Below are 23,970 nucleotides of genomic sequence, written 5' to 3'. Positions count from 1 at the left end.
TCCGCCCTCACTACAGGAGACGGACCATGCCGATCCCCCCCCTTTTCCAGACCCTGGATAACCAGCTTGATGCACTGCTCCCACCCATCGAGGGGGTCGAGCACAACCTGGACCTGACGCTCGCGCGACTGTTCCCAGGCCTTTCCATCAACGCCCGCACGCTGTACTTCGGGGCCCAGCCACTGTTGCAGCTGGTGGGTTTCCATCTGTTCGATGGCGGTACCTTCCGCCTGCCCGCAGGCAGTCCGATCAGGCATGCCGACTACCCGGCGCTCAGCCTGCCACTCGATTTCAACGGCCATATCGACGGCTTTTGCAAAACCATTCGTCAGACGCTACATGCCCGCCTGGCAGCGTACTGGCTGGAGCCGGACAACAAAGGCTTGACCCGCACCGTGCGCCTTGCCGTGCTGTACCGCGAGCAACTGGATGCGGAGATCCGTCTGCGCACCACCGACCAGACCCTGTCAGCGGCGCATGCACACCTATTGAGAACCTACCTGGAACTGCCGCAGCCCTGGCAACGTCGCCACTTGCCGACTGCCGCGCGTCCCCAGGCCTATCGCCTGTTGCTCGACAGTACGGCGCCCAACTGGCGCAGCCATGTACCAGGTTTCCTGGTGCTCACCGAACACGGCGCCGAAGGGCGAATGCTCGATCATCTTGAGCCGGTTGGCCGGGTACTGCTGTGCAGTGCCGCACACGGCATCGAGGCCTTCGACAACCTGGCCGACCTGCACACGGAGGTATGCGAGCGCCTGGAAGACCCGCAACAGAGCGAACACTTGCTGCAACTGATGATCGACCCCGACAACCAGCAAAACGCCCGTCGTTCAGAGCGCCTGCGCTACGACTGGTATACAGAAGACCTGGCCGACTACCTCGCCTCGACCCTGCGCGATGCCCAGGCCAGGCAACTGAGCTACAGCTGGCAACAGGCCTGGAAGCTCGGCAAACAGCGCAATATCGAGCAGCTGGATCTGGCCCTGGCTGCGGCGCTCGACATACGGCGCTCCGTCAGTAGCCGCGGCCCGCTGGCCAACCGCTACGGCCTGCTACTCGAAAAGCATCTACCCAACTGGTTACGCGCCACTTCGCAGCAGGGCGTCGCCCACATCATGCAGACCCTGCAGGAACTGATCGTGGCCATCGAAGCGGCCAGCGCTCCCGGCATCCTCAGCCTGGAACAGTTCAACCACAGGCATTCCCTGCTGAACTGGGTCAACCTGCGCCTGCGTGAATACCTGCAACGTGAACCGGGCCTGGACTGCGACCCGCGTGACATTACCATCAGTGTCACCCTGGCTCGACAGGTCGGGCCGATCGTCAACCCGCTACCCCTGGGAAGTACCACGGGCTACGTTCCGGTAGCCAGCCGGCGCCAGGCAGGCGACACCATCGAGTTGGTCAGGCATACCTACCGGCTGGATGAGCTGGCCTTGCTGAACATCGCCTGGTTCGACGTGGACTACTGGCTGACCGCGCATGTCCACCTGCACGGTGAAGCGCTGCCGGCGCTGACACCCCTGCGGGTCAAACAGATCGTGAGACGCCTGAACGCGGGCAGTGGCTATCAGGCCTACCTACGCACCCAGCTGCTTGACTCGCCCGAAGGCCGTTGGCGCCAGACAGCCCATGCGCAGATCAGCCGCGCACGGATGAATGCCGAAGCAGTGAAAGCACGCTATGTCGGCCATTTTCTCCCCGACACACTCGAACAGGGCTACGGTTGGGCCAGCACGGTCATCAGCGCCCCGGACAGCCACGCCCGCCCCTATTTCAATGAGCAGCGCGTGACAGTCCAGCAGCTGCTGGTGCAGGGCGACACGCTGATGGGGGTATTGCTGCTGGTTTCGCCAGAGCACTCGAAACGTATCGTCGTCTACTGCCCCGACGTTCCGGACCGGCGCTACTGGCGCGAATACAGTGATACCAAGGCGCTGATCCGGGCCATGCGCAGTGACCCGGCATTGCAAGACTACCTGGTCCAACGCCTGCCACGGGCCAGCGGGAAAAAACTCAAGGAGCGGCTGCACAAAGGCCGGCTGGGCGCGTTGATCACTCGCGATGCCATTACCGGCAACCTGTATCAGGCGCTGTACCGCGCCGAGGTGCAAAGCCTGATGGCCCACACCGATACCGTCACCCGCAGCAATGAAGAACTGCTGGGCGAATTCTCGGTCAACGTGCTCAGGCTGGTGCTGGATATGGTCACGTTCATACTGCCGCAACGGGCATTGATCACCCTGGCATTCGGCCGCATGGCAATCTCCATATGGGACGGCTTCGAGGCCTACGAGCAGGACGACCATGCAAGCGCATTGCACCATGCGGTCGCGGCCCTTGGCCATGCCACCGCCGGGCTGAACGAAATGGCAGGCTCCAGCCTGATGCGCCGCGCCTTGCGAGGGCTGCCCAAACCACCACCGGTGCCGCTGCCAGGTCATTACGAAACAGCGCCAGTCGCTGCCCGGCTGCGCTACCGGATCGATTCGGCGCATGGCGAGGCCGTGTATGAACAACCGTCGAGTTCCCCGGGGCTGAGCCAATACTTCGTACGGGATAACCTGGGCCGTTACTTCAATGTCAGTTTTGACGGCGCGCGCTGGCGCGCCACCGACCCCGACCAGCCTTACGCCTACCTGAAGCTGCCGATCAGGCGTAACCAGGATGGCAACTGGGTAGTTGATTCTCCGCTGCTCTGGCACGACGGCTTGCCAGACATCCCGCACCTGCTCGAGCAGTGCCGGCTGAAAACACTGCTTGAGGGCGCTGCGGATGGCACGGACAACAACCTGTTCAGCGACAACGGCAGGTACTACCTGCAGCTGCACAACCAGCAGCTGCCGGTGCGGCGCCATCTGCTGGCCGGGCATTACCACCTGATTCTCCCCGACGCCTTGTCTGGCGCAGTACCTGCCTGGGCGGTGCTGCGTCATCAGGACGGCGAATGGCGCATCCGCGTGCGCCAGGTCGGCCGTGGCAGCGACTGGCTGGCGTTACCGCAGGATTATTCGGCCAGCTTGGGCAGCAGCCGGTCCAGGCGCTGATGCAAGGCACTGCCGCTCGGCCAATTGCGCAACAACCGCGCCCGGTCACGGGCGTAGGCCGGGGCGAAGCTGAGCTGGGTGGCATGCTGGCACATTGCATCAAGGTCGATCAGCGACCAGCGGCCGTTGTCCCAGAACAGGTTGTGGCCCTTGAAGTCGCCATGGCTGATGCGTTCCCGAATCAGCTGCTGCATGACCTGGACCAAGGCATCCACCTGCTCTTCAGGGGCGTCGCCATTTTCCACATAAGGCGCGAAACAGGCAGCCAGGTCCGGGCCATCGATGTACTCGGTGACCAGGTAGGCGCGGCTGCGCAGGCCAAGCACGCGCTGCTCCAGCACTGCCAGCGGGCGCGGCGTGGCGATATCGAGGAACTCCAGGCGGTGCCCTTCGATCCATGAATGCCAGGCCCGGCTCGGGCGCCAGAAGCGTTTGAACCAGTGCGCGGTGTTCTTGATGTTGTAACGCTTGAGCACCAGCTGGCGCCCCTTCACCTCGATGCGCGCCACACTCGCGGCGCCACCGGTCTTGTACAGGTGGCCCTGGTCGAGCAACTGGTCGGCCTGCTCCAGCACCGGCAACAGCGCCTCGACCTCGTCACGGCGGATCGCGCGCAGGCCAGACAGGCTGCGCTGGACGCTGAACAGGCTGCATTCGCGACCGGCCTTTTCCAGGTAGTCCTTCTGCCGCCAGCTGCGCACCTTGTCCACTTGCTTCTGCAAGGCCTCCAGCGGCAGCGCATGTTCGGCGTTGGCCAACAGGTAGTGCACCAGCAGTTCTTCGATGAACGGCTCCAGGCGCTTGGGCAGCTGGGCGAAGAACACCCCGAGGTTTTCCAGCACACGTGGGCGCGACAGTTGCTGGCCAGGCGTTTCGGCCTTGATGCCGGCGCCGTCGATCAGGTACAGCTTGCCGCCGTGGCGCAACAGGTTGTCCAGGTGCAGGTCCTCCTGCCAGAGGCCCTGGGCATGCATGTGCGCCACCGCAGTGAGCGCCTCGCCCAGCACCAGGTGCTGCTCGTCGGCCAGCACCGGCAGGTCTTGCACGGCCGCCCAGGCATCGGCCAGGCTTTCGGCGCCGTCGAGAAACTCGAACAGCAACCAGCCGCCCTCACCTTCCTTGAGGCCATCGGCCAGCAGCTTCGGCGTGGTCAGGCCTTGCTCGGCGAGCAGCTTCACGCCCTGCAGTTCGCGCTGGAAATGCCGCGCAGCGTTGCTACCGACCAGCAGTTTGGCCAGCACCGGGGTGCCGCGCCATACCCCGGCGCCCACATAGCGCTGGCCCGGCAGCACGCGCAACAGGCTGAGCAGCTGCAAGTCAGCGCTGCCGGCGGCGTCGGCCAGGGTAATGCTCAGGGGCAGCGACGGGTTGCGCCCGGCTTCTTTCAATTCGGACAAACGCATCAGCGGGCCTCTTTTTCACGACGGCGTTGCGTCAGGCGTTGCAGCCAGGTATCGACCAGCGAGCCATCGGCCGGCTGTGCCAGGTAACTGGCCAGCAATGTACGAACATCCTGCTCGCTCCAGGCCGGGGCACGACGCAGCAGCGGCTCCAGGTCCTTGAGACGGTCACGCATGCCGAACAGCAGGGGTCGGGTCTTTTCCAGGTCGATCAGTTGCGCGTCCCAGCCTTCGCGGCGCTGGCGCAGGAAGATGTGCTTGGGGTAGAAGCAACCGTGCACCTGCCCGGCGCTGTGCAGGGTACGCGCCAGTTGGCCGCAGGCCTGCAGGATGCCATTGCGATCGCCATCGCCCAGTTGTGCCCAGCGCGCCAGCAGGCTGTCGAGGTCGGCCCATTCGTCCAGGGCGCGTGTCATCAGGATGGCCCGATGCTGGCCGGCTTGCTTGCGCTCGCCATAGAACACCGCCTGCAAGGCCGGAATGCGCAGCTTCTGGTAGCGGCTGATATTGCGGAACTCACGGGCGAAGGTTGGCTCGCCGAACGGCCGGTGCAGGGTACGGGTCAGGTAGTCGCTCTGGCGCTTGAGGTAGTAGCCCTTGCCTTCGAGCTCCAGGCGAAACACGCTGCTCCAGCCGCCACGGCCGGTATTCGGCTCGTCGACGGCATCCAGCTGCAGTGCCCACAGCGCCTCGAAGTCATCCAGGCCATGGCGTTTGAGCAGCGCGAGGTCCGCGCTGGCCAGGTAATCGGTCATTCCCTTCCCTCGAAAAAGCCCACTACCTGGCGAATGCGCTTCTTGTCGCGCTCATTCAGCCGGTCGCGGCCACGGTATTGCAGGTAGAAGCGCAGGCGCTGGGTTGCCGACAGCTGGTACTTGGCCACTTTGTCCAGGCACGCCAGGTCCTTGATCATCCGGTGCCGCCACATGAAGCCGCGCCAGAAGTCGCCGGTGGGGCAATCGATGAAGAATAGCGTGCCCTGGTCATCGACCAGCAGGTTGCGCCATTTCAGGTCGTTATGGGCGAAGTGATGCTTGTGCATGACCCGGGTATGGCGCGCCAGCTGGCTGCTGACATGCCCGACCCAGGTGCGGTCGGCGAGGCGCGCATCGTTGCGCTCGGCCAGCGCCGAGAGGTCTTCGGTGTTCGGCAATTCGCGGGTAATCATCGCGCCACGCCCAAATGCGAGGCCAAAGGCCAAGCCATTGCGCTCCAGGCCCCAGGCCACCACTTCGGCGGTGGGGATGCCCCACTTGGCGAACAGCTTCAGGTTCTGCCATTCCGCCTTGATCCGCGGCCGGCCCAGGTAGCGGCGCATGTGTTTGCCGGCCCCGGTGTAGCGCTTGACGTAGTAATTGACCCCATCACGCGTGATGCGCACCACTTCGCTGAGCGGGTCGCGGGTCAGGCGTTCGCCTTGCAGGGCAAATACCGCCTCGAGGCTGCCGAAGTCCGCCGCCAGGTGCTCATAGCCCGGCGCCAGTGTCCAACCCGACATCAGAGTGCATCCCCATAGCGTTGCTTGCGGTCGTAGAGTTTCTGCGCCTTGCGTTCAAGCCAGGCGAGCAGCGCGGCCTCCTCCTTGAGGACCTGCCGCAGCGGGCGCTGGAAATAACCCCGCAGGAAGCGCAGCTTGTCGCGCTGGGTGAGGCCGATGTCCAGCGCCGAGAAGTACAACGCGGCCAGGTCCTTGTCGCGCCAGCGACGGCTGATTTTCGCCCGGGTTTGCGCGCGGTGCAGGTCGATAACCGACAATTTGAAGTCATCCGCCGTCACCGGGCGGTCGGTGTGCAGCAGGAAGTGGCAGATGTAGCAGTCGCGGTGGTTGACCCCGGCGCGGTGCATGCCGCCGGTCATCCTGGCCACCTCGGCGATGAGTGCGCGCTTCAGGCGTGGCTCGGGCGGTTGCCTGAGCCAGTCGATGCTGAAGTCTTCCAGGCTGACGGTCGGCGCCAGCTCTTCGGTAATGATGAACGAATGCTGCGCGGCCGGGTTGCTGCCACGCTCGCCATAGGCCACCGCAGTCATGGTCGGCACGCCAGCCTGGTGCAGGCGCTGGATGGCCTGCCATTCCTGGCCGGCACCGAGCACCGGCAGCTTGGCGGTAAACAGGTTCTTGAAGATCTCGCCCCAGCCGATGCCGCGGTGGATCTTGACGAAAAAGCCAGCGCCAGCGACCTCGGTGCGCAGCGTGCGGCGCCCTTCCAGCTCGCGGTAGACCTCGCCTTGCAGCGCCTCCACCGCATCGAAGGCATCGCGCCCCGCCCACAGGCGCTTGAACGGCTCGGCCAGTATCAGCTTCATGCGGACTCCTGCCCCAGGATCACGTCGGCGGCATGCTGCGGCATGCTGTACAGGTCGGCGGTTTCAGCAAACGCCAGGCCGTTGCGCGCCCAGCTGGCACGGGCCGGCTGGTCTTCGAGCATGCGCTGCAGGTAGGTATTGAGCTGCTCTTGTTCGAACGGCTCGTCCAGCACCAGGCCGCTGTCGGCCTCGGCAATGTAGTGGGCGTAGCCACACACCTTGGACACCAGCACCGGCAGGCCGGCCACCAGCGCTTCGAGCAGCACCGTGCCGGTGTTCTCGTTGTACGCCGGGTGGATCAGCAGGTCGGCACCCAGCAGGAAGCGCGGAATATCGCTGCGCCCCTTGAGGAACTGCACCTGCTCGCCCAGGCCCAGGGTAGCGCTTTGCAGCTGGAACACCTTGGGGTCGTCCTGGCCGATCACCATCAGCCTGGTCCGCTTGCGCAGGGCCGAGGGCAATGCCGCCAGGGCCTTGAGGCTGCGGTCCACGCCCTTGGTCTTGAAGCCAGAGCCGATCTGCACCAGCAACAGGTCGTCATCGCCGAGGTTGAACTCCTTGCGGAATTCGGCGCGGATCTCGGCAGCGTTGGCCGGTGCGCGGCGGTCCTGGGAAATGCCTGGCGGCAGCAGGTGGAAGCGTTCCACCGGGGTGCCATAGTGCTTGATGAACAGCGGCTGCTGCACTTCGGAAATCATCAGTACTTCGGTATGCGCGTCCTTGGCGAACACCGCGCGCTCGTACTCGGCAAAGTGCCGGTAGCGGCCCCAGCGGCGGTACAGGCCGCCACGCAGGGTCTGCGCCTTGTCCTCGAAGCAGCCGTCGGCGGCGTAGTACACGTCCAGCCCCGGCATCTTGTTGAAGCCGATCAGGCGATCGACCGGGCGCTTGGCCAGGTCGGCAGCCATCCAGGCGCTGAGCTTCTCGTTGCGGCGGTGGTTGAAGATTGCCTTGACCGGCGCCACCAGCACTTCGAAGCCCGGCGGAATGTCACCCTCCCAGATCAGCGTGTACACACGGATCTGGTGGCCCCGCTTCTGGCACTCCAGGGCAATGCGCATGAAGTCGCGCTGCAGCCCGCCGAAGGGGAAATATTTGTACAGCACGAAAGCCAGTTGCATCAACGGACATCCTCAGCCAGCAGCAGCGCGCTCAAGCGGCTCGCCACATGCTCGGGATTCAGGCGAGTGAAGCACAGTGGCCACTCGCGTTTCAGATCGTACCGGCGCAGGTCATCGGCGCTCGGTTTGTAAGTGCACTTCTTCTGCAGGCAGGGAGCGCATGGCCAGTCACTGGCCTGGTGAATCTGGGTCCGTCCGTAGGCGCCGGTCAGCCCCGGGTTGGTCGGGCCGAACAGCGAAATGGTGGGTACATCGAGTGCCGCCGCCAAGTGGCCAAGGCCAGTATCGACGGCCACACAGGCCTTTGCCGCCGCCAGTACGCGGGCGACGCCAGCCAGGTTCAATTTGGGGAGCACCTGGCAATTGTTCAAGCCCTGGGCAATGCGCTCGGCCCGCGCCTTCTCGGCCGGGTTGCCCCACGGCAGGCGCACTTCCAGCTTGCGCCGGCCCATGCGTTCGGCCAGTTCGCGCCAGTAGGCTTCGGGCCAGTGCTTGGTCGCCCAGGTGGTGCCATGCAGGAACACCACGTACGGGGCCGCCGGCGGTAGCTGCAGGCGGTCGAGGTCGAGGCCGTAGTTGCCAATGCCCTCCGGCAGGTCATACGCCAGGGCCATGGCGAACAGCTGGCGTACCCGCTCCACCGCATGCTGGCCGACGGCAACCGACAGGCGTCGATCATAAAAGCGGCTTGCCCAGCCCTCGCGGGCCGAATAGCGATCCAGGCCGGCGACCGGCGCCTTCACGTAGCGGGTCAGCCAGGCCGACTTGACCAGGCCCTGGGCGTCGATCACCAGGTCGTACTGGCGCTCGCGCACGCGCTGCTTGAACGCTTTCCACTCGCCACTCTTGATGGTTTGCCAAAGGTTCTTGCGCCAGCGGCGGATGGCCACCGGGATGACCTGGTCGACCGCCGGGTGCCAGCTGGGGATTTCGGCGAAGCCTTCTTCCACCACCCAGTCGAAGCGGATCCCCGGAATGGCATGGGCGGCATCAGTAAGCGCCGGCAGGGTGTGAATCACATCACCCAGCGACGAGGTCTTGATGATCAGTACCCGCACTTAGTCGACCTCGGCCACGGTATCGATCAGCTCCGGCCCGCTCAGGCTGTGCAGGGCGGCGATGACTTTGCCCGGTTCCAGCAGGCGCAGGCAGTTGTAGTGGCCGAAGCGGCAGGTACGGTCGAAACACGGGCTGCATTCGATACCGGTGCGCACCACTTCGACGTGCTCGGCCAGCGGCGGGGTAAAGCCCGGCGAGGTCGAGCCGTACACCGCCACCAGCGGGCGGTTCAGCGCTGCAGCCACGTGCATCAGGCCAGAGTCGTTGGAAACCACGGCGTCGGCGCAGGACATCAGGTCGATGGCCTCGGCCAGTGAGGTTTCCCCGGCCAGGTTGGCCGATTCTTCACGCAGGCCCGGGATCAGCCGGTCGCGGATCTGCTCACCGACCGGGTGATCGTTCTTCGAGCCGAACAGCCACACCTGCCAGCCTTGGCGGATCATCGCATCGGCGACGCTGGCATAGTGCTCGGCCGGCCAGCGCTTGGCCTCGCCGAACTCGGCACCGGGGCACAGCGCCAACACCGGGCGGTCCAGCTCCAGGCCGAACTTGGCCAGGGCGGCGTCGCGGCTTTGCGCTTCAATCTGCAGGCTGGGGCGCGGATACGGCTGCGGCAACTCGGCGCCAGGCGCGTAGGCCAGGGCCATGAAGCGCTCGATCATCAGCGGGTAGCGGGCCTTGTCCAGCTTGCGCACGTCGTTGAGCAGGCCAAAGCGCATTTCGCCGCGCCAGCCGGTACGTTTGGGGATACCGGCGAAAAACGGCACCAATGCCGACTTCAGCGAGTTGGGCAGCAGGATGGCCTGGTCGTACTGGCCGGCCAGCGACTTGCCGATGCGCCGCCGCGTCGCCAGCTCAAGCGCACCGTGGCCGAGCGGGAAGCTCAGGGCCTGACGTACCTCGGGCATGCGTTCGAGGATCGGCCGGCTCCACTCGGGAGCGAGCACATCGATCACGCAGTCGGGGTGCTGCTGTTTCAGGCACTGGAACAGGGTCTGCGCCATCACCATGTCGCCGACCCAGCTGGGGCCAATGATCAGTATTCTCATGCTTGGTCCAGAAACACTCGGGGAGGCAACAGGCTGCAGTACAGCCTGGCCTCCCCTCTTTATATTCAGGCTATTTGGCGGACAGTGTACCACTCACATGGCCCATTCGCGGGCACGCCCGCTCCCACAGGTATTGCACAGCCATCCAGCCCTGCGCTTTCCTTGTGGGAGCGGGCATGCCCGCGAATGAAGCCAACTCGATATCAAGCCAGGCCCAACTCACCCCAGATCCGCCGCACCTCGCGGCGCTCATCGGCAAACTGCGCCGCATCGATCACCCCGGCCTGCTTCTGCAGGGCCTGGCGGTGCGAGGCAGAGCGGAACGCCTTGTACACTTCACGTAACAGCACCGCGTCACTGGCCGGCATCAAACCTGCCTGCTCCAGCTCTTCCAGAATGCGGATGTTATCGGTCCATCGCAGCAAGGCCGGATGGTCATGCGACCAGGCCAAAGCGGCGTATTGCACCATAAATTCGATATCGACGATACCGCCGGCATCCTGCTTGATATCGAACGGCACACCGGGCTCGAAGGCGTTGCCCGCGGTGCCGGCAGCGGTGGCCTTGGTGCCCAGGTTGTCGCGCATCTTGGCGCGCATTTCGCTCACTTCGCTGCGCAGTTTCTGCAGGTCGCGCGGCTGGCCCAGCACCTTGGCACGCACGCCTTCGAACGCTGCCCCCACCTGCGGGCAGCCCACCAGTACACGGGCCCGCACCAGGGCCTGGTGTTCCCAGGTCCAGGCTTCGTTCTGCTGGTAGCGCTCGAACGCGCCCAGCGAGCTGACCAGCAGCCCGGCGGCCCCGGACGGGCGCAGGCGCATGTCGACGTCATACAGCTGGCCGGAGTTGGTCTGGGTGGCCAGCAGGTGAATGATGCGCTGGCCCAGCCGGGTGAAGAACTGCGCACCGTCGATCGGCTTGGCGCCGTCGGTTTCCGCCTGCGGGTCGCCGTCGTGGATGAACACCAGATCCAGGTCCGAGCCGTGGCCGAGTTCCAGGCCGCCGACCTTGCCGTAGCCAATGATGATGAAGCCCGGGTCGCACAGGCTGCCGTCGCTGCGCCTGGGCTGGCCATGACGGGCCACGGTCTGGCGCCAGGCCAGGGCCAGCACCTGGTCGAGGATGGCTTCGGCCAGCCAGGTCAGGTAGTCGCTGACTTTCATCAAGGGCAGGTTGCCGCTGATTTCCGAGGCCGCCACGCGCAGGCTGTGGGCCAGCTTGAAATGGCGCAGCGCCTCCATTTGCTGCTCCAGGTCGTCCTCGGGGATGCGCGTCAGGCGCTCGCGCAGCTCGCTGGCAAGCTCCGGCGCCAGCGGCGGGCTGTACAGGCGGCCTTCGTTGAGCAGTTCGTCGAGCAGCAGCGGGTAACGGGCAATCTGCTCGGCGATCCACGGGCTGGCGGCGCAAAGGGTCAGCAGGCGGCCCAGGGCGCCGGGGTTTTCGGTCAGCAGCACCAGGTAGGCAGAACGCCGCGCCACGGCTTCGACCAGTGGCAGCACGCGCTCAAGCACCAGGTCGGGGTCGCCATGTTCGACCGTCTGGGCCAGCAACCGTGGGATAAAGGCATCCAGGCGCTCACGGCCAATGCGCTGCATCGAGCGCAGCTGCGGGCTCGAGCGCAGCGCAGCCAGGCGCCGCAGGGCGTCGGCGGGCTGCTTGAAACCGGCCTCTTCCAGTTGGCGGCCCGCAGCCTCTTCATCCTGCGCCTGCTCCCATAGCGGCGACCACTCACCGCCTACCACCAGCTCGCCTTCGCCGTCTTCATCATCCGGGTCGGCAATCACCTGGCGGAAGTGCCAGTCGATACGGCCGCGCCAGTGCACCAGTTGGTCCTGGAAGCTCTGCCAGTCGGCAAAACCGAGCATGTAGGCCACCCGTGCCTGGTCAAGCTCGCTGTCCGGCAGCATCTGCGTCTGGCGGTCGGCGATGGCCTGGATGGCGTGCTCGGTATAACGCAGGAACTCGTAGCCCTCGCGCAGCTCGGTGACCACCGCCGGTGGCAGGTAGCCCTGGCCTTCGAGGGTGGCCAGCACTTTCAGCAATGGCCGCTGCTGCAGGCTGAGGTCGCGCCCACCATGGATCAGCTGGAAGGCCTGGGCGATGAATTCCACCTCGCGAATGCCGCCAGCGCCCAGCTTGATGTTGTCGGCCATGCCCTTGCGCCGCACTTCCTGCTGGATCAGCTGCTTCATGGTGCGCAGTGCTTCGATCGCGGAGAAGTCCAGGTAGCGGCGATACACGAACGGCCGCAGCATCTCCTGCAGCTGCGCGCCGGCGGCCTGGTCACCGGCCACCACCCGCGCCTTGATCATTGCGTAGCGTTCCCAGTCGCGCCCCTGGTCCTGGTAATACTGCTCCAGCGCATTGAAGCTGAGCACCAGCGCGCCGGCCGAGCCGTAGGGGCGCAGGCGCATGTCGACGCGGAACACGAAGCCGTCCACGGTGACCGGGTCCAGGGCCTTGATCAGGCGCTGGCCCAGGCGGGTGAAGAACTCCTGGTTATCCAGCGAGCGCTTCACCCCTTCGGTTTCGCCGCCTTCGGGGAAGGCGAAGATCAGGTCGATGTCCGATGACAGGTTCAGCTCCACCGCACCCAGCTTGCCCATGCCCAGCACCACCATCTGCTGCGGTTGGCCACTGCGGTTGCCGATCGGCGTGCCGAACTGCTGGCAATGGCGCGGGTACAGCCATTGATAGGCCTCATCGATGGCGGCATCGGCCAGGTCGGACAGGTCGCGACAGGTTTCACCCAGCGCGGCCTGGCGGGTGATGTCGCGCCAGATGATGCGCAACTGCTGGCGGTTGCGCTCGCGGCGCAGGTTGCGCGCCAGCTCGTCCTCGCTCTGCGCCGCCTGGGCGGCAGCGGCAATGTGCCCACGCAGCTCGCCCATGGCGTACGGCCGGTCCAGCTCGCCACTGGCCAGCAAGCCGAACAACATGGCCGGCTCGCGCCGGGCCAGGCCAAGCACGAAGTCGCTGGCAGCGGCTACCTGGTCGAACTGTTGCCGGTGCGCCGGGCTCCAGGCCTGCAGGTCGAGTTCCGGGTGATATGCCACGGCATCGCGAAGGAATTGCTGGTTGCGAGCGACCAGCGGTTGCAGGGTGGCGGGCAGATCGGACGGCAAAGGCAGGCGCATGGTCTATCCTTGATCGGCGTGAAATGGAGGGGGAAAAGCGGCCAAGGGGAAGCCGGACCACGGTTGGACTGTCGTACAAAAGTTGGAAATAGCTGGAACAGCCTTAAAATTGGCAACAACCATCAAGAATTACCCGTTCGCGACACAATGCCAACCAACATGAACGTTTTTCCTCACAAGCCAGCATGCGACGAAACGTCGCACAAATGTAGTTTTACTACTACCCCTGTCGTGTAAAAGCATGAAATGCGAAAGCAAATGTAGTAAAACTACACGGCGCCGGAGGACACCCCGGTAATCCAAGAATTCACGACGTCTGCCCATAAGGCCAGTCGCAAACTCAGGCAATCGATTCTGGTTGCCTTTCCGCCCTGGAGCAAGCCATGCAAGACCTCGATCCAATCGAAACCCAGGAATGGCTGGATGCCCTGGAGTCGGTCCTCGACAAAGAAGGCGAAGACCGCGCTCATTACCTGATGACCCGTATGGGCGAGCTGGCCACCCGTAGTGGCTCCCAGCTGCCATACGCGATCACCACGCCATACCGCAACACCATCCCTGTCACCCACGAAGCACGCATGCCTGGCGACCTGTTCATGGAACGCCGCATTCGCTCGATGGTGCGTTGGAACGCCCTGGCCATGGTCATGCGTACCAACCTGAAAGACTCGGACCTGGGCGGACACATCTCCAGCTTCGCCTCCAGCGCCACCCTGTACGACATCGGCTTCAACTACTTCTTCCAGGCCCCGACCGAAGAACACGGCGGCGACCTGATCTTCTTCCAGGGCCACGCTTCGCCAGGCGTCTACGCCCGCGCCTTCATGGAAGGCCGCATCAGCGAAGAGCAGATGAACAACTTCCGTCAGGAAGTGGACGGCAACGGCCTGTCTTCGTACCCGCACCCTTGGCTGATGCCTGACTTCTGGCAGTTCCCGACCGTATCGATGGGTCTGGGTCCGATCCAGGCCATCTACCAGGCACGTTTCATGAAGTACCTGGAAGCGCGCGGCTTCATCCCGGCCGGCAAGCAGAAAGTCTGGTGCTTCATGGGCGACGGCGAGTGCGACGAGCCGGAATCCCTGGGCGCGATCGCCCTGGCCGGCCGCGAGAAGCTGGACAACCTGATCTTCGTCATCAACTGCAACCTGCAGCGCCTCGACGGCCCGGTTCGCGGCAACGGCAAGATCATCCAGGAACTCGAAGGCGTGTTCCGTGGCGGTGGCTGGAACGTCAACAAGGTCGTCTGGGGCCGCTTCTGGGACCCACTGTTCGCCAAGGACACCAACGGTGCCCTGCAGCGCCGCATGGACGAAGTCATCGACGGCGAATACCAGAACTACAAGGCCAAGGACGGTGCGTACGTCCGTGAGCACTTCTTCAACACCCCAGAACTCAAGGCCATGGTCGAAGACCTGTCCGACGACGAGATCTGGAAGCTCAACCGTGGCGGCCACGACCCGTACAAGGTCTACGCAGCGTACCACCAGGCGGTCAACCACAAGGACCAGCCTACCGTCATCCTGGCCAAGACCATCAAGGGTTACGGTACCGGTGCCGGCGAAGCCAAGAACACCGCGCACAACACCAAGAAGGTCGACGTCGACAGCCTGCGCCACTTCCGTGACCGCTTCGACATCCCGGTCAAGGATGCCGACCTGGAGAACCTGCCGTTCTTCAAGCCGGAAGAAGGTTCTGCCGAAGCCAAGTACCTGGCCGAGCGCCGTGCTGCCCTGGGCGGTTTCGTGCCACAGCGCCGCGCCAAGAGCTTCAGCGTGCCGACCCCGCCACTGGAAACGCTGAAAGCGATCCTGGACGGCTCGGGCGACCGCGAAATCTCCACCACCATGGCCTTCGTGCGTATTCTGGCGCAGCTGGTCAAGGACAAGGAAATCGGCCAGCGCATCGTCCCGATCATCCCGGACGAAGCCCGTACCTTCGGTATGGAAGGCATGTTCCGCCAGCTGGGCATCTACTCGTCGGTTGGCCAGCTCTACGAGCCGGTCGACAAAGACCAGGTGATGTTCTACCGCGAGGACAAGAAGGGCCAGATCCTCGAGGAAGGCATCAACGAAGCCGGCGCCATGTCGTCGTTCATCGCTGCCGGTACCTCGTACAGCTGCCACAACCAGCCGATGCTGCCGTTCTACATCTTCTATTCGATGTTCGGCTTCCAGCGCATTGGCGACCTGGCCTGGGCCGCTGGCGACAGCCGTACCCGTGGCTTCCTGATCGGCGGTACCGCCGGCCGTACCACCCTCAACGGTGAAGGCCTGCAGCACGAAGACGGTCACAGCCACATGATGGCGGGCACCATCCCGAACTGCCGCACCTACGATCCAACCTACGGCTACGAGCTGGCGGTGATCATCCAGGACGGCATGAAGAAGATGACCGAAGAGCAACAGGACATCTTCTACTACATCACCGTGATGAACGAGTCGTACCAGCAGCCAGCCATGCCGGCCGGTGTCGAGGAAGGCATCATCAAGGGCATGTACCTGCTCGAGGAAGACACTCGCGAAGCCGCGCACCACGTACAGCTGATGGGCTCCGGCACCATCCTGCGCGAAGTCCGCGAAGCGGCGAAGATCCTGCGTGACGAGTTCAACATCGGTGCCGACGTGTGGAGCGTGACCAGCTTCAACGAACTGCGTCGCGACGGCCTGGCAGTGGAACGCGCCAACCGCCTGAAGCCTGGCCAGAAGCCACAGCAGACCTACGTCGAGCAGTGCCTGAGCGGCCGCAAGGGCCCGGTCATCGCCTCTACCGACTACATGAAGCTGTTCGCCGAGCAGATCCGCCAGTGGGTGCCGAGCAAAGAGTTCAAGGTCCTGGGTACCGACGGTTACGGTCGCAGCGACAGCCGCAAGAAGCTGCGTCACTTCTTCGAAGTCGACCGCCACTTCGTGGTGCTGGCTGCGCTGGAAGCCCTGGCTGACCGTGGCGAGATCGAACCCAAGGTTGTGGCTGACGCCATCGTCAAGTTCGGCATCGACCCGGACAAGCGCAACCCACTGGACTGCTGAGGAGTATTTTTAAGTGAGCGAACTCATTCGCGTACCTGACATCGGCAGCGGTGAAGGTGAAATCATCGAGCTGTTCGTCAAGGTCGGTGACCGTATCGAGGCTGACCAGAGCCTGCTGACCCTGGAGTCCGACAAGGCCTCCATGGAAATCCCGGCGCCGAAGGCCGGCGTCATCAAGGAGCTGAAGGTCAAGCTGGGCGACCGCCTGAAAGAAGGCGACGAGCTGCTGGTTCTGGAAGCCGAGGGCACCGCTGCTGCGGCCCCCGAGGCGCCTGCCGCCGCTCCGGCGCAGGCTGCTGCACCGGCTCCGGCCGCTGAAGCCGCCCCGGCTCCTGCCCCGGCCGCAGCCCCGGCTGCCGCCAGCGTGCAGGACATCCACGTGCCGGACATCGGTTCGTCGGGCAAGGCCAAGATCATCGAAGTGCTGGTCAAGGTCGGCGACACCGTCGAAGCTGACCAGTCGCTGATCACCCTGGAGTCCGACAAGGCCTCCATGGAAATCCCGTCGCCGGCTGCCGGCGTGGTCGAAGAAGTACTGTGCAAACTGGAAGACGAAGTCGGCACTGGCGACCTGATCTTCAAGCTCAAGGTTGCTGGCGCGGCGCCTGCTGCCGCTCCGGCTCCGGCCGCCGCTGCTGCCCCGGCCAAGGCTGAGGCGGCTCCGGCCGCCGCACCTGCCGCTGCCGCTCCGGCTGCTGCTCCTGCACCGGTCGCTACCGCACCGGCTGCCGGCAGCAACGCCAAGGTTCACGCCGGCCCGGCGGTTCGCCAGCTGGCCCGTGAATTCGGTGTCGACCTGGGTGCCGTTGCGGCCACCGGTCCGCACGGCCGTATCCTGAAGGAAGACGTGCAGGTCTACGTCAAGGCGATGATGCAGAAGGCCAAGGAAGCCCCGGCAGCCGCCGGCGCGACCGGCGGCGCCGGCATCCCGCCGATCCCGGCCGTGGACTTCAGCAAGTTCGGTGAAGTGGAAGAAGTGGCCCTGACCCGCCTGATGCAGGTCGGTGCCGCCAACCTGCACCGCAGCTGGCTGAACGTGCCGCACGTCACCCAGTTCGACTCCGCCGACATCACCGAGCTGGAAGCCTTCCGCGTGGCGCAGAAGGCCGTGGCCGAGAAGGCTGGCGTGAAGCTGACCGTGCTGCCACTGCTGCTCAAGGCCTGCGCCTTCCTGCTCAAGGAACTGCCGGACTTCAACAGCTCGCTGGCGCCAAGCGGCAAGGCCATCATCCGCAAGAAGTACGTGCACATCGGCTTCGCCGTGGACACGCCGGACGGCCTGCTGGTACCGGTGATCAAGAACGTCGACCAGAAGAGCCTGCTGCAACTGGCTGCCGAAGCGGCTGCGCTGGCTGAAAAAGCCCGCACCAAGAAGCTGTCGGCTGACGAGATGCAGGGCGCCTGCTTCACCATCTCCAGCCTCGGCCACATTGGCGGCACCGGCTTCACGCCGATCGTCAACGCACCGGAAGTGGCTATCCTCGGCGTCTCCAAGGCGACCATGCAGCCCGTCTGGGACGGCAAGGCCTTCCAGCCGAAGCTGATGCTGCCGCTGTCGCTGTCCTACGATCACCGTGTGATCAACGGCGCTGCCGCCGCGCGCTTCACCAAGCGCCTGGGCGATGTGCTGGGCGATATCCGCACCATGCTGCTGTAAGGCAGCACACTGCCCCTCCCAGCGAGGGGCAGTACCCTTTTCGAGCTGCCACGCTCGTACCTCAACCCCGTCGATTGGCGGGGCTTTTTTTTGCCTGGCGATAAACGTTTGGCGCCTGTGCAATCGAGCGCCGCGCGGGCGGCGCTCGATCGCACAGGCGCCGAAACAATCAAGGCGAACTACAGAATCCAGCCCACAAGCCGATAACCCGAACACAGCATCACACATGGCGGCTTGCCAGCCCCCTGGACATGATGCAACCTTGCCAGATCTGCCGCCGCCCAAAGGCCGCGTTCCCTCTTCAAGCGAGTCTTCGATGAAAAGCCAACCCGATGCCGCCAGCCGTGTGGCGGCCGAGGTCGTCACGCAGTTACCCGTGCCCTCGCGGCTCGGCATGCTGCGTTTCGAAAGGCTCAACGAAGCCACTTGGGCCATGCTCTACCTCGACCCGGCTTGCGAACGCCAGTTCGGCCTGCACGCCAGCGACCTGTGCGCGCTGGTCGACGCCCCTTACGCCAGCCTGATGGAACCCGAGGTCCGCTACCGGCTACACGACGAGATCCAGTTGCAACTGGCCCAGCGTGGCTACTATCGCGTGCGCTACACCTTGCACACGCCCACCGCATCGCTACGCCTGCTGGAAGTAGGGGAAACCTACAAGCAGCACAATCGCCAACTGTTGCACGGCTACCTCAGTGTGCTCGACGACCAGCCCGAAGAGAGCGGCGACGCCGGCTCCAGCGACCTGGAATCGCGCAACAACCGCCTGCAACTGGCCCTGCAACTGAACCAGCGTGCGCAGCAGGAACAGCTCGAACACCTGGAGCGGGTACGTGGCCAGCAGGACCTGATCCTGCGCCTGGCGCGCCAACGCTACAGCGGCGGCAACTCGCTGCTGGAAGCTGCCCAGCTCATCACCCAGAGCGCCTGCGAAATCTATAAGGTCGACTGCGCCAGCATCTGGCACCTGGACGGCCAGCAGCTGGAGCCGATCACTGCCTGGTACCGGGACACGCAAGAGCATCGCCAGCCCGAAGCCATCGATGCCAGCCGCTTCCCCGACTACCTTGACGCGCTGCATGCCAGCCGCGCCATCGACGCCCACAATGCTGGCCATGACCCGCGCACCCGCGCGCTCGCGCAAAGCCTGCGCCCGGCAAACAAGGCCATGCTCGATGCCAGCATCCGCGTCGATGGCCAGGTAGTCGGCGTGCTGTGCCTGGAGCAGACCGGCCAGCCACGGGCCTGGCAGTCGGACGAAATCGCCTTTGCCGGCGAGCTGGCCGACCAGTTCGCCCAGGTCATCACCAACCATAACCGGCGCACCGCGGCCAGTGCCCTGCACTTGTTCCAGCGTGCGGTGGAGCAGAGCGCCAGTGCCTTCCTGCTGGTCAACCGCGACGGCGTGGTGGAGTACGTCAACCCCAGCTTCACCGCCATCACCCAGTACAGCACCGAGGAAGTCCAGGGCCGCCACCTGGGTGAGCTGCCCGCCCTGGAGAACCTGAGCGAACTGTTGTTCGACTCGCCGTCGAGCCTGGCCATGGGCAACAGCTGGCAGGGCGAGTTCAGGAGCCGGCGCAAGAACCTCGAGCCCTACTGGGGCCAGTTGTCGATCTCCAAGGTGTATGGCGACAACCGTGAGCTGACCCACTACATCGGCATCTACGAAGACGTCACCCAGACCAAGCTGGCCCAGCAGCGCATCGAACGGCTGGCCTACACCGACAACCTGACCAACCTGGGCAACCGCCCGGCGTTCATCCGCAGCCTGGACGAGTGCTTCGCCCGTGACGGCGAAAACGCCATGTGCCTGCTGCTGGTGGACATCGATAACTTCAAGCGCATCAACGACAGCCTGGGCCATCAAACCGGCGACAAGTTGTTGATCAGCCTGGCCCGGCGCCTGCGCAACAGCCTGCACGCCGGTGGCATCCTGGCGCGCTTCGCCAGTAACGAGTTCGCCGTGCTGCTCGACGACACGCGTCTGGAAGATGGCCAGGCCGTCGCCATGCAATTGCTGCGAACCCTCGACAAACCGATGTTCGTCGACAACCAGCTGATCAACGTCACCGCTTCGGTAGGCCTCGCCTACGCGCCACTGCACGGTGCAGACCCGGCCAGCCTGATGAAGAACGCCGGCCTGGCGCTGCACAAGGCCAAGGCCAACGGCAAGCACCAGGTGCAGGTATTTACCGAAGTGCTCAATGCCGAAGCCAGCTACAAGCTGTTCGTCGAGAACAACCTGCGCCGCGCCCTGACCCAGAACGAGCTGGAGGTGTTCTACCAGCCCAAGCTGTGCCTGCGCAGTGGTCGCCTGCTGGGGCTGGAAGCGCTGCTGCGCTGGAACCACCCCGAGCGCGGCATGATCCGCCCGGACCAGTTCATCAGCGTGGCCGAGGAAACCGGCCTGATCATCCCCATCGGCAAATGGGTGGTACGCCAGTCGTGCCGCATGAGCCAGCAGCTGCGCGAGGCCGGCATGGGCAACCTGCATGTGGCCATCAACCTGTCGCCCAAGCAGTTCTCCGACCCGGACCTGGTGGCCTCGATCAGCAGCATCCTCAAGGAAGAAGCCCTGCCCCCGCATCTGCTCGAGCTGGAACTGACCGAAGGCCTGCTGCTGGAAGCCACCGATGACACCCACCGCCAGCTGGAGGAATTGAAGGCCTTGGGCCTGACCCTGGCCATGGACGACTTTGGTACCGGTTATTCGTCGCTGAGCTACCTGAAGAAGTTTCCCATCGACATCCTCAAGATCGACCGCAGCTTCATCAACGAAATCCCGGACAACCAGGACGACATGGAGATTACCTCGGCGGTGGTGGCCATGGCCCATAACCTCAAGCTGAAGGTGGTGGCCGAAGGTATCGAGACGCCGGAGCAGCTGGCGTTCCTGCGCCGGCACCGCTGCGACGTCGGCCAGGGTTACCTGTTCGACCGGCCAATCCCGGGGCGCGAGCTGGCCGAACGGCTGAAGCGCTATCCGCGTGGTCCGCTGGCCTGACAGCGGCGTAAACCTCGGGCACTATAGAAACCATTCGGGCCCTTTCGCGGGCACGCCCGCTCCCACAGGTACCCCACAACATTCAGACCCTGTGGTGATCCTGTGGGAGCGGGCATGCCCGCGAAGGCCCCAACACCTATTCAACTGACATACAGAGGAACGGCCATGGTCCTGCGTTCGGAAATCCTGGTGAACAAAAACGTCATGCCTACTGCGGAACAGGCCCTGCCTGGCCGTGAAACGCCAATGAGCCTGCCCGAGTTCCATTACGTGTTCAAAGACACACCGCTGCTCGGCCCGTTCTTCCAGAATGTCGACTTCGCCATCTTCGGCCTGGGCTGCTTCTGGGGCGCCGAACGCCGCTTCTGGCAGCGTGAAGGCGTGGTCAGCACGGTGGTCGGCTACGCCGGCGGTTTCACCCCGCACCCGACCTACGAAGAAGTCTGCTCGGGCCTGACCGGGCACACCGAAGTGGTGCTGGTAGTGTTCGACAAGGACAAGGTCAGCTACCGCGAGCTGCTGGCGATGTTCTGGGAACTGCACAACCCGACCCAGGGCATGCGCCAGGGTAACGACATCGGCACCCAGTACCGCTCGGCCATCTACTGCACCAGCCCGGAACAGCTGGAACAGGCCGAGGCCAGCCGCGACGCCTACCAGGCCGAGCTGAGCAAAGCCGGTTTCGGCGAAATCACCACCGAGATCGCCCAGGCGCCGACCGTCTACTTCGCCGAGGCCTACCACCAGCAATACCTGGCCAAGAACCCGGACGGCTACTGCGGTATCGGCGGTACCGGCGTGTGCCTGCCACCCAGCCTGCAGGGTAATTGAGCGTGAGCACGATGACCCTGTTCCATGCACCGCTGTCGCCTTTCGTGCGCAAGGTCATGGTGGTGTTGCACGAAACCGGCCAGCTGGATCGGGTCAGGTTGCAGCCGGTGAACATCAGCCCGGTAAGCGGCGACCCCCAGCTGAACCAGGACAACCCGATCGGCAAGATCCCCGCCCTGCGCCTGGACGACGGTACCGTGCTGCACGACAGCCGGGTGATCTGTGAATACCTTGACCTGCAGCACGTCGGCTTGCCGCTGCTGCCGCGTGAGGGTTCGGCTCGCTGGCGGCGCATGACACTGGCTTCGCAGGCAGATGCGATCATGGATGCGGCGGTGTCGAGCCGCTACGAGAGCTTCCTGCGGCCGGAAGACAAACGCTGGGAGGGCTGGCTGGAAGCACAAGGCGAGAAGATCCGCCGCAGCCTGGCCAACCTGGAGCAGGAGCATCTGGCCGAGTTGGCCAGCGGCTTCGATCTCGCGGCGATTGGCGTGGCCTGTGCGCTGGGGTACCTGGACCTGCGTCAACCCGAGTTCGGTTGGCGCGAGCGCCAGCCTGGCCTGGCGGCGTGGTATGCCGAAGTGGCCAAGCGGCCGTCGATGGTCGCTACAGCCCCGATAGCCTGACAGACCAATCGCGGATGAATCCGCTCCTACACGAATTTGTAGGAGCGGATTCATCCGCGATGAGGCCAGCACAGCATCAGCAGTCAGGCTTGCCAGCGGTGAACTTCTTCGCCGGGTTGACCGCAGCCTTGAATTCGCGCAGCGCCTTGGAACCCACCAGCAGCGGGTAGTTGAAGCTGCTGCGGTCGACCAGGTTCACTTCCACGGTACGCTTCACGTCACCCAGGCACAGCTCCAGGTCGACCACCGGGCGCTTGGAGATTTCCGGCCCGTCGCCTTCGTCTTCCTCGTCGGCACGCCCCTTGATCTTGCTGATGCGCGAGACCTTGTGCTCGTACACCTTGCCGTCCGAGTCCTTGGTCGCCAGGCGGAAGCGCACCCACTCGTCGCCATCACGGGTGAACAGTTCGATGTCCTTGGCCGACAGCGACGCGGTGAAGGCACCGGTGTCCATCTTGGCTTTCAGGGTTTCGCCCAGTTCGGGCAGGGCAATGTTTTCGTAACGACCGTAAAGGGTAGGCTCGGCAGCCATTACTGGCAGGGCCAACAGCGACAACATGGCAAAGAGATATTTCACAGGCAGGCTTCCTTGAGAAGTGTCAGTGCTTAGACTGCACTGGCAGGATAGGTTCGCTGTCACAAGCCTAACCAACATAATGTGAAACATTTGTCCCCACCGCCGGGCAGTGGAAATTTGGCGTAGGCCACGGCCCTGCTTATGATTGCCAACCGTTTTCATCCCACAACAAGAGTCTCCTTATGCGTCGCCTGCTGACCGGCATCCTCACCACCACCCTGCTGCTGCTCAACACCCTGGTGTTGATCGGCCCACTGCTGGTCTTCGCCCTGCTCAAGCTGGTGCTGCCAGGCCGCGGGCGTGACTATGCCTCGTGGGCGGTAATGTGGGTGGCTGAAACCTGGTCGGAGATCGACAAGGCCATTTTCGCCCTGTGCATTCCTACCCAGTGGGATATACGCGGTGTAGAGAACCTGCGCAGGGACACTTCCTACCTGGCGGTCAGCAACCACCAGACCTGGGTCGACATCCCGGCGCTGATCGAAAGCCTCAATCGCCGCACTCCTTTCTTCAAGTTCTTCCTCAAGAAGGAACTGATCTGGGTGCCGCTGCTGGGCCTGGCCTGGTGGGGCCTGGACTATCCGTTCATGAAGCGCTACAGCAAGGCGTTTCTGCAAAAGCACCCGGAACTCAAGGGCAAGGACCTGGAAATCACCAAGGCGGCCTGCGAGCTGTTCAAGCGCCAACCGGTGACCGTGGTCAACTACCTCGAGGGCACCCGCTTCAGCGAGGCCAAGCGCCTGGAGCAGCAGTCGCCGTATCGCCACCTGCTCAAGCCCAAGGCCGGCGGCGTGGCCTTTGTGTTGGCAGCGCTGGGCGAGCAACTGGATGCGTTGCTGGACGTGACCATCGTCTACCCCGGCAACTCGGCGCCAGGGTTCTGGGATTTGCTCAATGGCAGCATCAGCCGGGTGATTATCGACATTCGTGTGCGTGAACTGGACCCGGCGCTGTGGGCTGGCGACTACGAGAACGATGCTGAATTCCGCCAGACCGTGCAGGCCTGGGTGAACCAGTTGTGGATAGAGAAGGACCAGCGGATCGAGCAGCTTCGGGCCGAACTGGGCTGACCTGTACTGGCCTCATCACCGGCAGGCCAGCTCCACAAGTACAGCGTCAGGCT

16 protein-coding genes are annotated in these 23,970 nt (G+C 64.2%); 7 read left to right on the top strand and 9 right to left on the bottom strand.

The window, feature by feature from the left end; genetic code table 11:
* The first annotated feature begins 26 nt into the window (after positions 1-26).
* Positions 27-3,050 (top strand): dermonecrotic toxin domain-containing protein, encoded by a 3,024-nt coding sequence (locus HG549_RS01720; RefSeq protein WP_170027900.1) that lies wholly within the window; start codon positions 27-29, stop codon positions 3,048-3,050.
* Here the strand turns inward: HG549_RS01720 and HG549_RS01715 are convergent.
* From HG549_RS01715 to glnE, 8 genes are all read right to left on the bottom strand, one after another.
* Complete coding sequence (locus HG549_RS01715) at positions 3,011-4,453, bottom strand: lipopolysaccharide kinase InaA family protein (RefSeq protein ID WP_170027899.1); 1,443 nt, start codon at positions 4,451-4,453, stop codon at positions 3,011-3,013. The two genes, HG549_RS01720 and HG549_RS01715, sit on opposite strands and share 40 nt — an antisense overlap.
* Positions 4,453-5,205, bottom strand: coding sequence for a lipopolysaccharide kinase InaA family protein (locus HG549_RS01710; RefSeq protein ID WP_170027898.1), 753 nt, complete (start codon positions 5,203-5,205; stop codon positions 4,453-4,455). Before HG549_RS01710 ends, HG549_RS01715 begins: the two co-directional genes overlap by 1 nt.
* On the bottom strand, positions 5,202-5,948 hold the full coding sequence (locus tag HG549_RS01705; RefSeq protein WP_170027897.1) for a lipopolysaccharide kinase InaA family protein: 747 nt from the start codon (positions 5,946-5,948) through the stop codon (positions 5,202-5,204). The genes HG549_RS01710 and HG549_RS01705 overlap by 4 nt, the downstream gene beginning before the upstream one ends.
* A complete protein-coding gene (gene rfaP, locus HG549_RS01700) occupies positions 5,948-6,754 on the bottom strand; it encodes a lipopolysaccharide core heptose(I) kinase RfaP (protein WP_170027896.1) in 807 nt (268 codons plus the stop codon). The genes HG549_RS01705 and rfaP overlap by 1 nt, the downstream gene beginning before the upstream one ends.
* Positions 6,751-7,875 (bottom strand): glycosyltransferase family 4 protein, encoded by a 1,125-nt coding sequence (locus HG549_RS01695; RefSeq protein ID WP_170027895.1) that lies wholly within the window; start codon positions 7,873-7,875, stop codon positions 6,751-6,753. Before HG549_RS01695 ends, rfaP begins: the two co-directional genes overlap by 4 nt.
* Positions 7,875-8,933 (bottom strand): lipopolysaccharide heptosyltransferase I, encoded by a 1,059-nt coding sequence (gene waaC, locus HG549_RS01690; RefSeq protein WP_170027894.1) that lies wholly within the window; start codon positions 8,931-8,933, stop codon positions 7,875-7,877. The genes HG549_RS01695 and waaC overlap by 1 nt, the downstream gene beginning before the upstream one ends.
* Positions 8,934-9,983 (bottom strand): lipopolysaccharide heptosyltransferase II, encoded by a 1,050-nt coding sequence (waaF, locus tag HG549_RS01685; protein WP_170027893.1) that lies wholly within the window; start codon positions 9,981-9,983, stop codon positions 8,934-8,936. It lies immediately after the preceding gene.
* 203 nt (positions 9,984-10,186) lie between these two features.
* On the bottom strand, positions 10,187-13,120 hold the full coding sequence (glnE, locus tag HG549_RS01680; protein ID WP_170027892.1) for a bifunctional [glutamate--ammonia ligase]-adenylyl-L-tyrosine phosphorylase/[glutamate--ammonia-ligase] adenylyltransferase: 2,934 nt from the start codon (positions 13,118-13,120) through the stop codon (positions 10,187-10,189).
* Positions 13,121-13,503: 383 nt separating this feature from the next.
* On the opposite strand from glnE, the gene aceE reads away from it, so the two are divergent.
* The 5 genes from aceE (at position 13,504) to HG549_RS01655 (ending at position 22,270) form a co-directional block, all read left to right on the top strand.
* Positions 13,504-16,149: a pyruvate dehydrogenase (acetyl-transferring), homodimeric type gene (gene aceE, locus HG549_RS01675; protein WP_170027891.1), complete on the top strand. Its 2,646-nt coding sequence runs from the start codon at positions 13,504-13,506 to the stop codon at positions 16,147-16,149.
* Between the two features lie 13 nt (positions 16,150-16,162).
* A complete protein-coding gene (aceF, locus tag HG549_RS01670) occupies positions 16,163-17,806 on the top strand; it encodes a dihydrolipoyllysine-residue acetyltransferase (protein ID WP_170027890.1) in 1,644 nt (547 codons plus the stop codon).
* Positions 17,807-18,122: 316 nt separating this feature from the next.
* Positions 18,123-20,813, top strand: a complete 2,691-nt coding sequence (locus HG549_RS01665; RefSeq protein ID WP_170027889.1) for a bifunctional diguanylate cyclase/phosphodiesterase — start codon at positions 18,123-18,125, stop codon at positions 20,811-20,813.
* Positions 20,814-20,978: 165 nt separating this feature from the next.
* Complete coding sequence (gene msrA / locus HG549_RS01660) at positions 20,979-21,644, top strand: peptide-methionine (S)-S-oxide reductase MsrA (RefSeq protein WP_170027888.1); 666 nt, start codon at positions 20,979-20,981, stop codon at positions 21,642-21,644.
* A gap of 2 nt (positions 21,645-21,646) precedes the next feature.
* On the top strand, positions 21,647-22,270 hold the full coding sequence (locus HG549_RS01655) for a glutathione S-transferase (RefSeq protein ID WP_170027887.1): 624 nt from the start codon (positions 21,647-21,649) through the stop codon (positions 22,268-22,270).
* Between the two features lie 76 nt (positions 22,271-22,346).
* On the opposite strand, the gene HG549_RS01650 is transcribed toward HG549_RS01655, so the two are convergent.
* Entirely contained in the window at positions 22,347-22,847 is a 501-nt protein-coding gene (locus HG549_RS01650) for an ATP-dependent zinc protease (RefSeq protein WP_170027886.1), read from the bottom strand.
* A gap of 182 nt (positions 22,848-23,029) precedes the next feature.
* Between HG549_RS01650 and HG549_RS01645 the strand changes: the two genes are divergently transcribed.
* Positions 23,030-23,917 (top strand): acyltransferase, encoded by an 888-nt coding sequence (locus tag HG549_RS01645; RefSeq protein ID WP_170027885.1) that lies wholly within the window; start codon positions 23,030-23,032, stop codon positions 23,915-23,917.
* The last annotated feature ends 53 nt before the right edge of the window (positions 23,918-23,970 follow it).

The organism is Pseudomonas sp. SK (genome assembly GCF_012975065.1).
In the GTDB taxonomy this organism is placed as follows: Bacteria; Pseudomonadota; Gammaproteobacteria; order Pseudomonadales; family Pseudomonadaceae; genus Aquipseudomonas; species Aquipseudomonas anuradhapurensis.
This window is presented reverse-complemented; position numbering and strand designations above follow the sequence as displayed.

Bases quoted from the DNA above. Each gene is read 5' to 3' on its own strand.
- HG549_RS01720 (WP_170027900.1), top strand. From the start codon at position 27: ATGCCGATCCCCCCCCTTTTCCAGACCCTGGATAACCAGCTTGATGCA.
- HG549_RS01715 (WP_170027899.1), bottom strand. From the start codon at position 4,453: ATGCGTTTGTCCGAATTGAAAGAAGCCGGGCGCAACCCGTCGCTGCCC.
- HG549_RS01710 (WP_170027898.1), bottom strand. From the start codon at position 5,205: ATGACCGATTACCTGGCCAGCGCGGACCTCGCGCTGCTCAAACGCCAT.
- HG549_RS01705 (WP_170027897.1), bottom strand. From the start codon at position 5,948: ATGTCGGGTTGGACACTGGCGCCGGGCTATGAGCACCTGGCGGCGGAC.
- rfaP (WP_170027896.1), bottom strand. From the start codon at position 6,754: ATGAAGCTGATACTGGCCGAGCCGTTCAAGCGCCTGTGGGCGGGGCGC.
- HG549_RS01695 (WP_170027895.1), bottom strand. From the start codon at position 7,875: ATGCAACTGGCTTTCGTGCTGTACAAATATTTCCCCTTCGGCGGGCTG.
- waaF (WP_170027893.1), bottom strand. From the start codon at position 9,983: ATGAGAATACTGATCATTGGCCCCAGCTGGGTCGGCGACATGGTGATG.
- glnE (WP_170027892.1), bottom strand. From the start codon at position 13,120: ATGCGCCTGCCTTTGCCGTCCGATCTGCCCGCCACCCTGCAACCGCTG.
- aceE (WP_170027891.1), top strand. From the start codon at position 13,504: ATGCAAGACCTCGATCCAATCGAAACCCAGGAATGGCTGGATGCCCTG.
- HG549_RS01665 (WP_170027889.1), top strand. From the start codon at position 18,123: ATGAAAAGCCAACCCGATGCCGCCAGCCGTGTGGCGGCCGAGGTCGTC.
- msrA (WP_170027888.1), top strand. From the start codon at position 20,979: ATGGTCCTGCGTTCGGAAATCCTGGTGAACAAAAACGTCATGCCTACT.
- HG549_RS01645 (WP_170027885.1), top strand. From the start codon at position 23,030: ATGCGTCGCCTGCTGACCGGCATCCTCACCACCACCCTGCTGCTGCTC.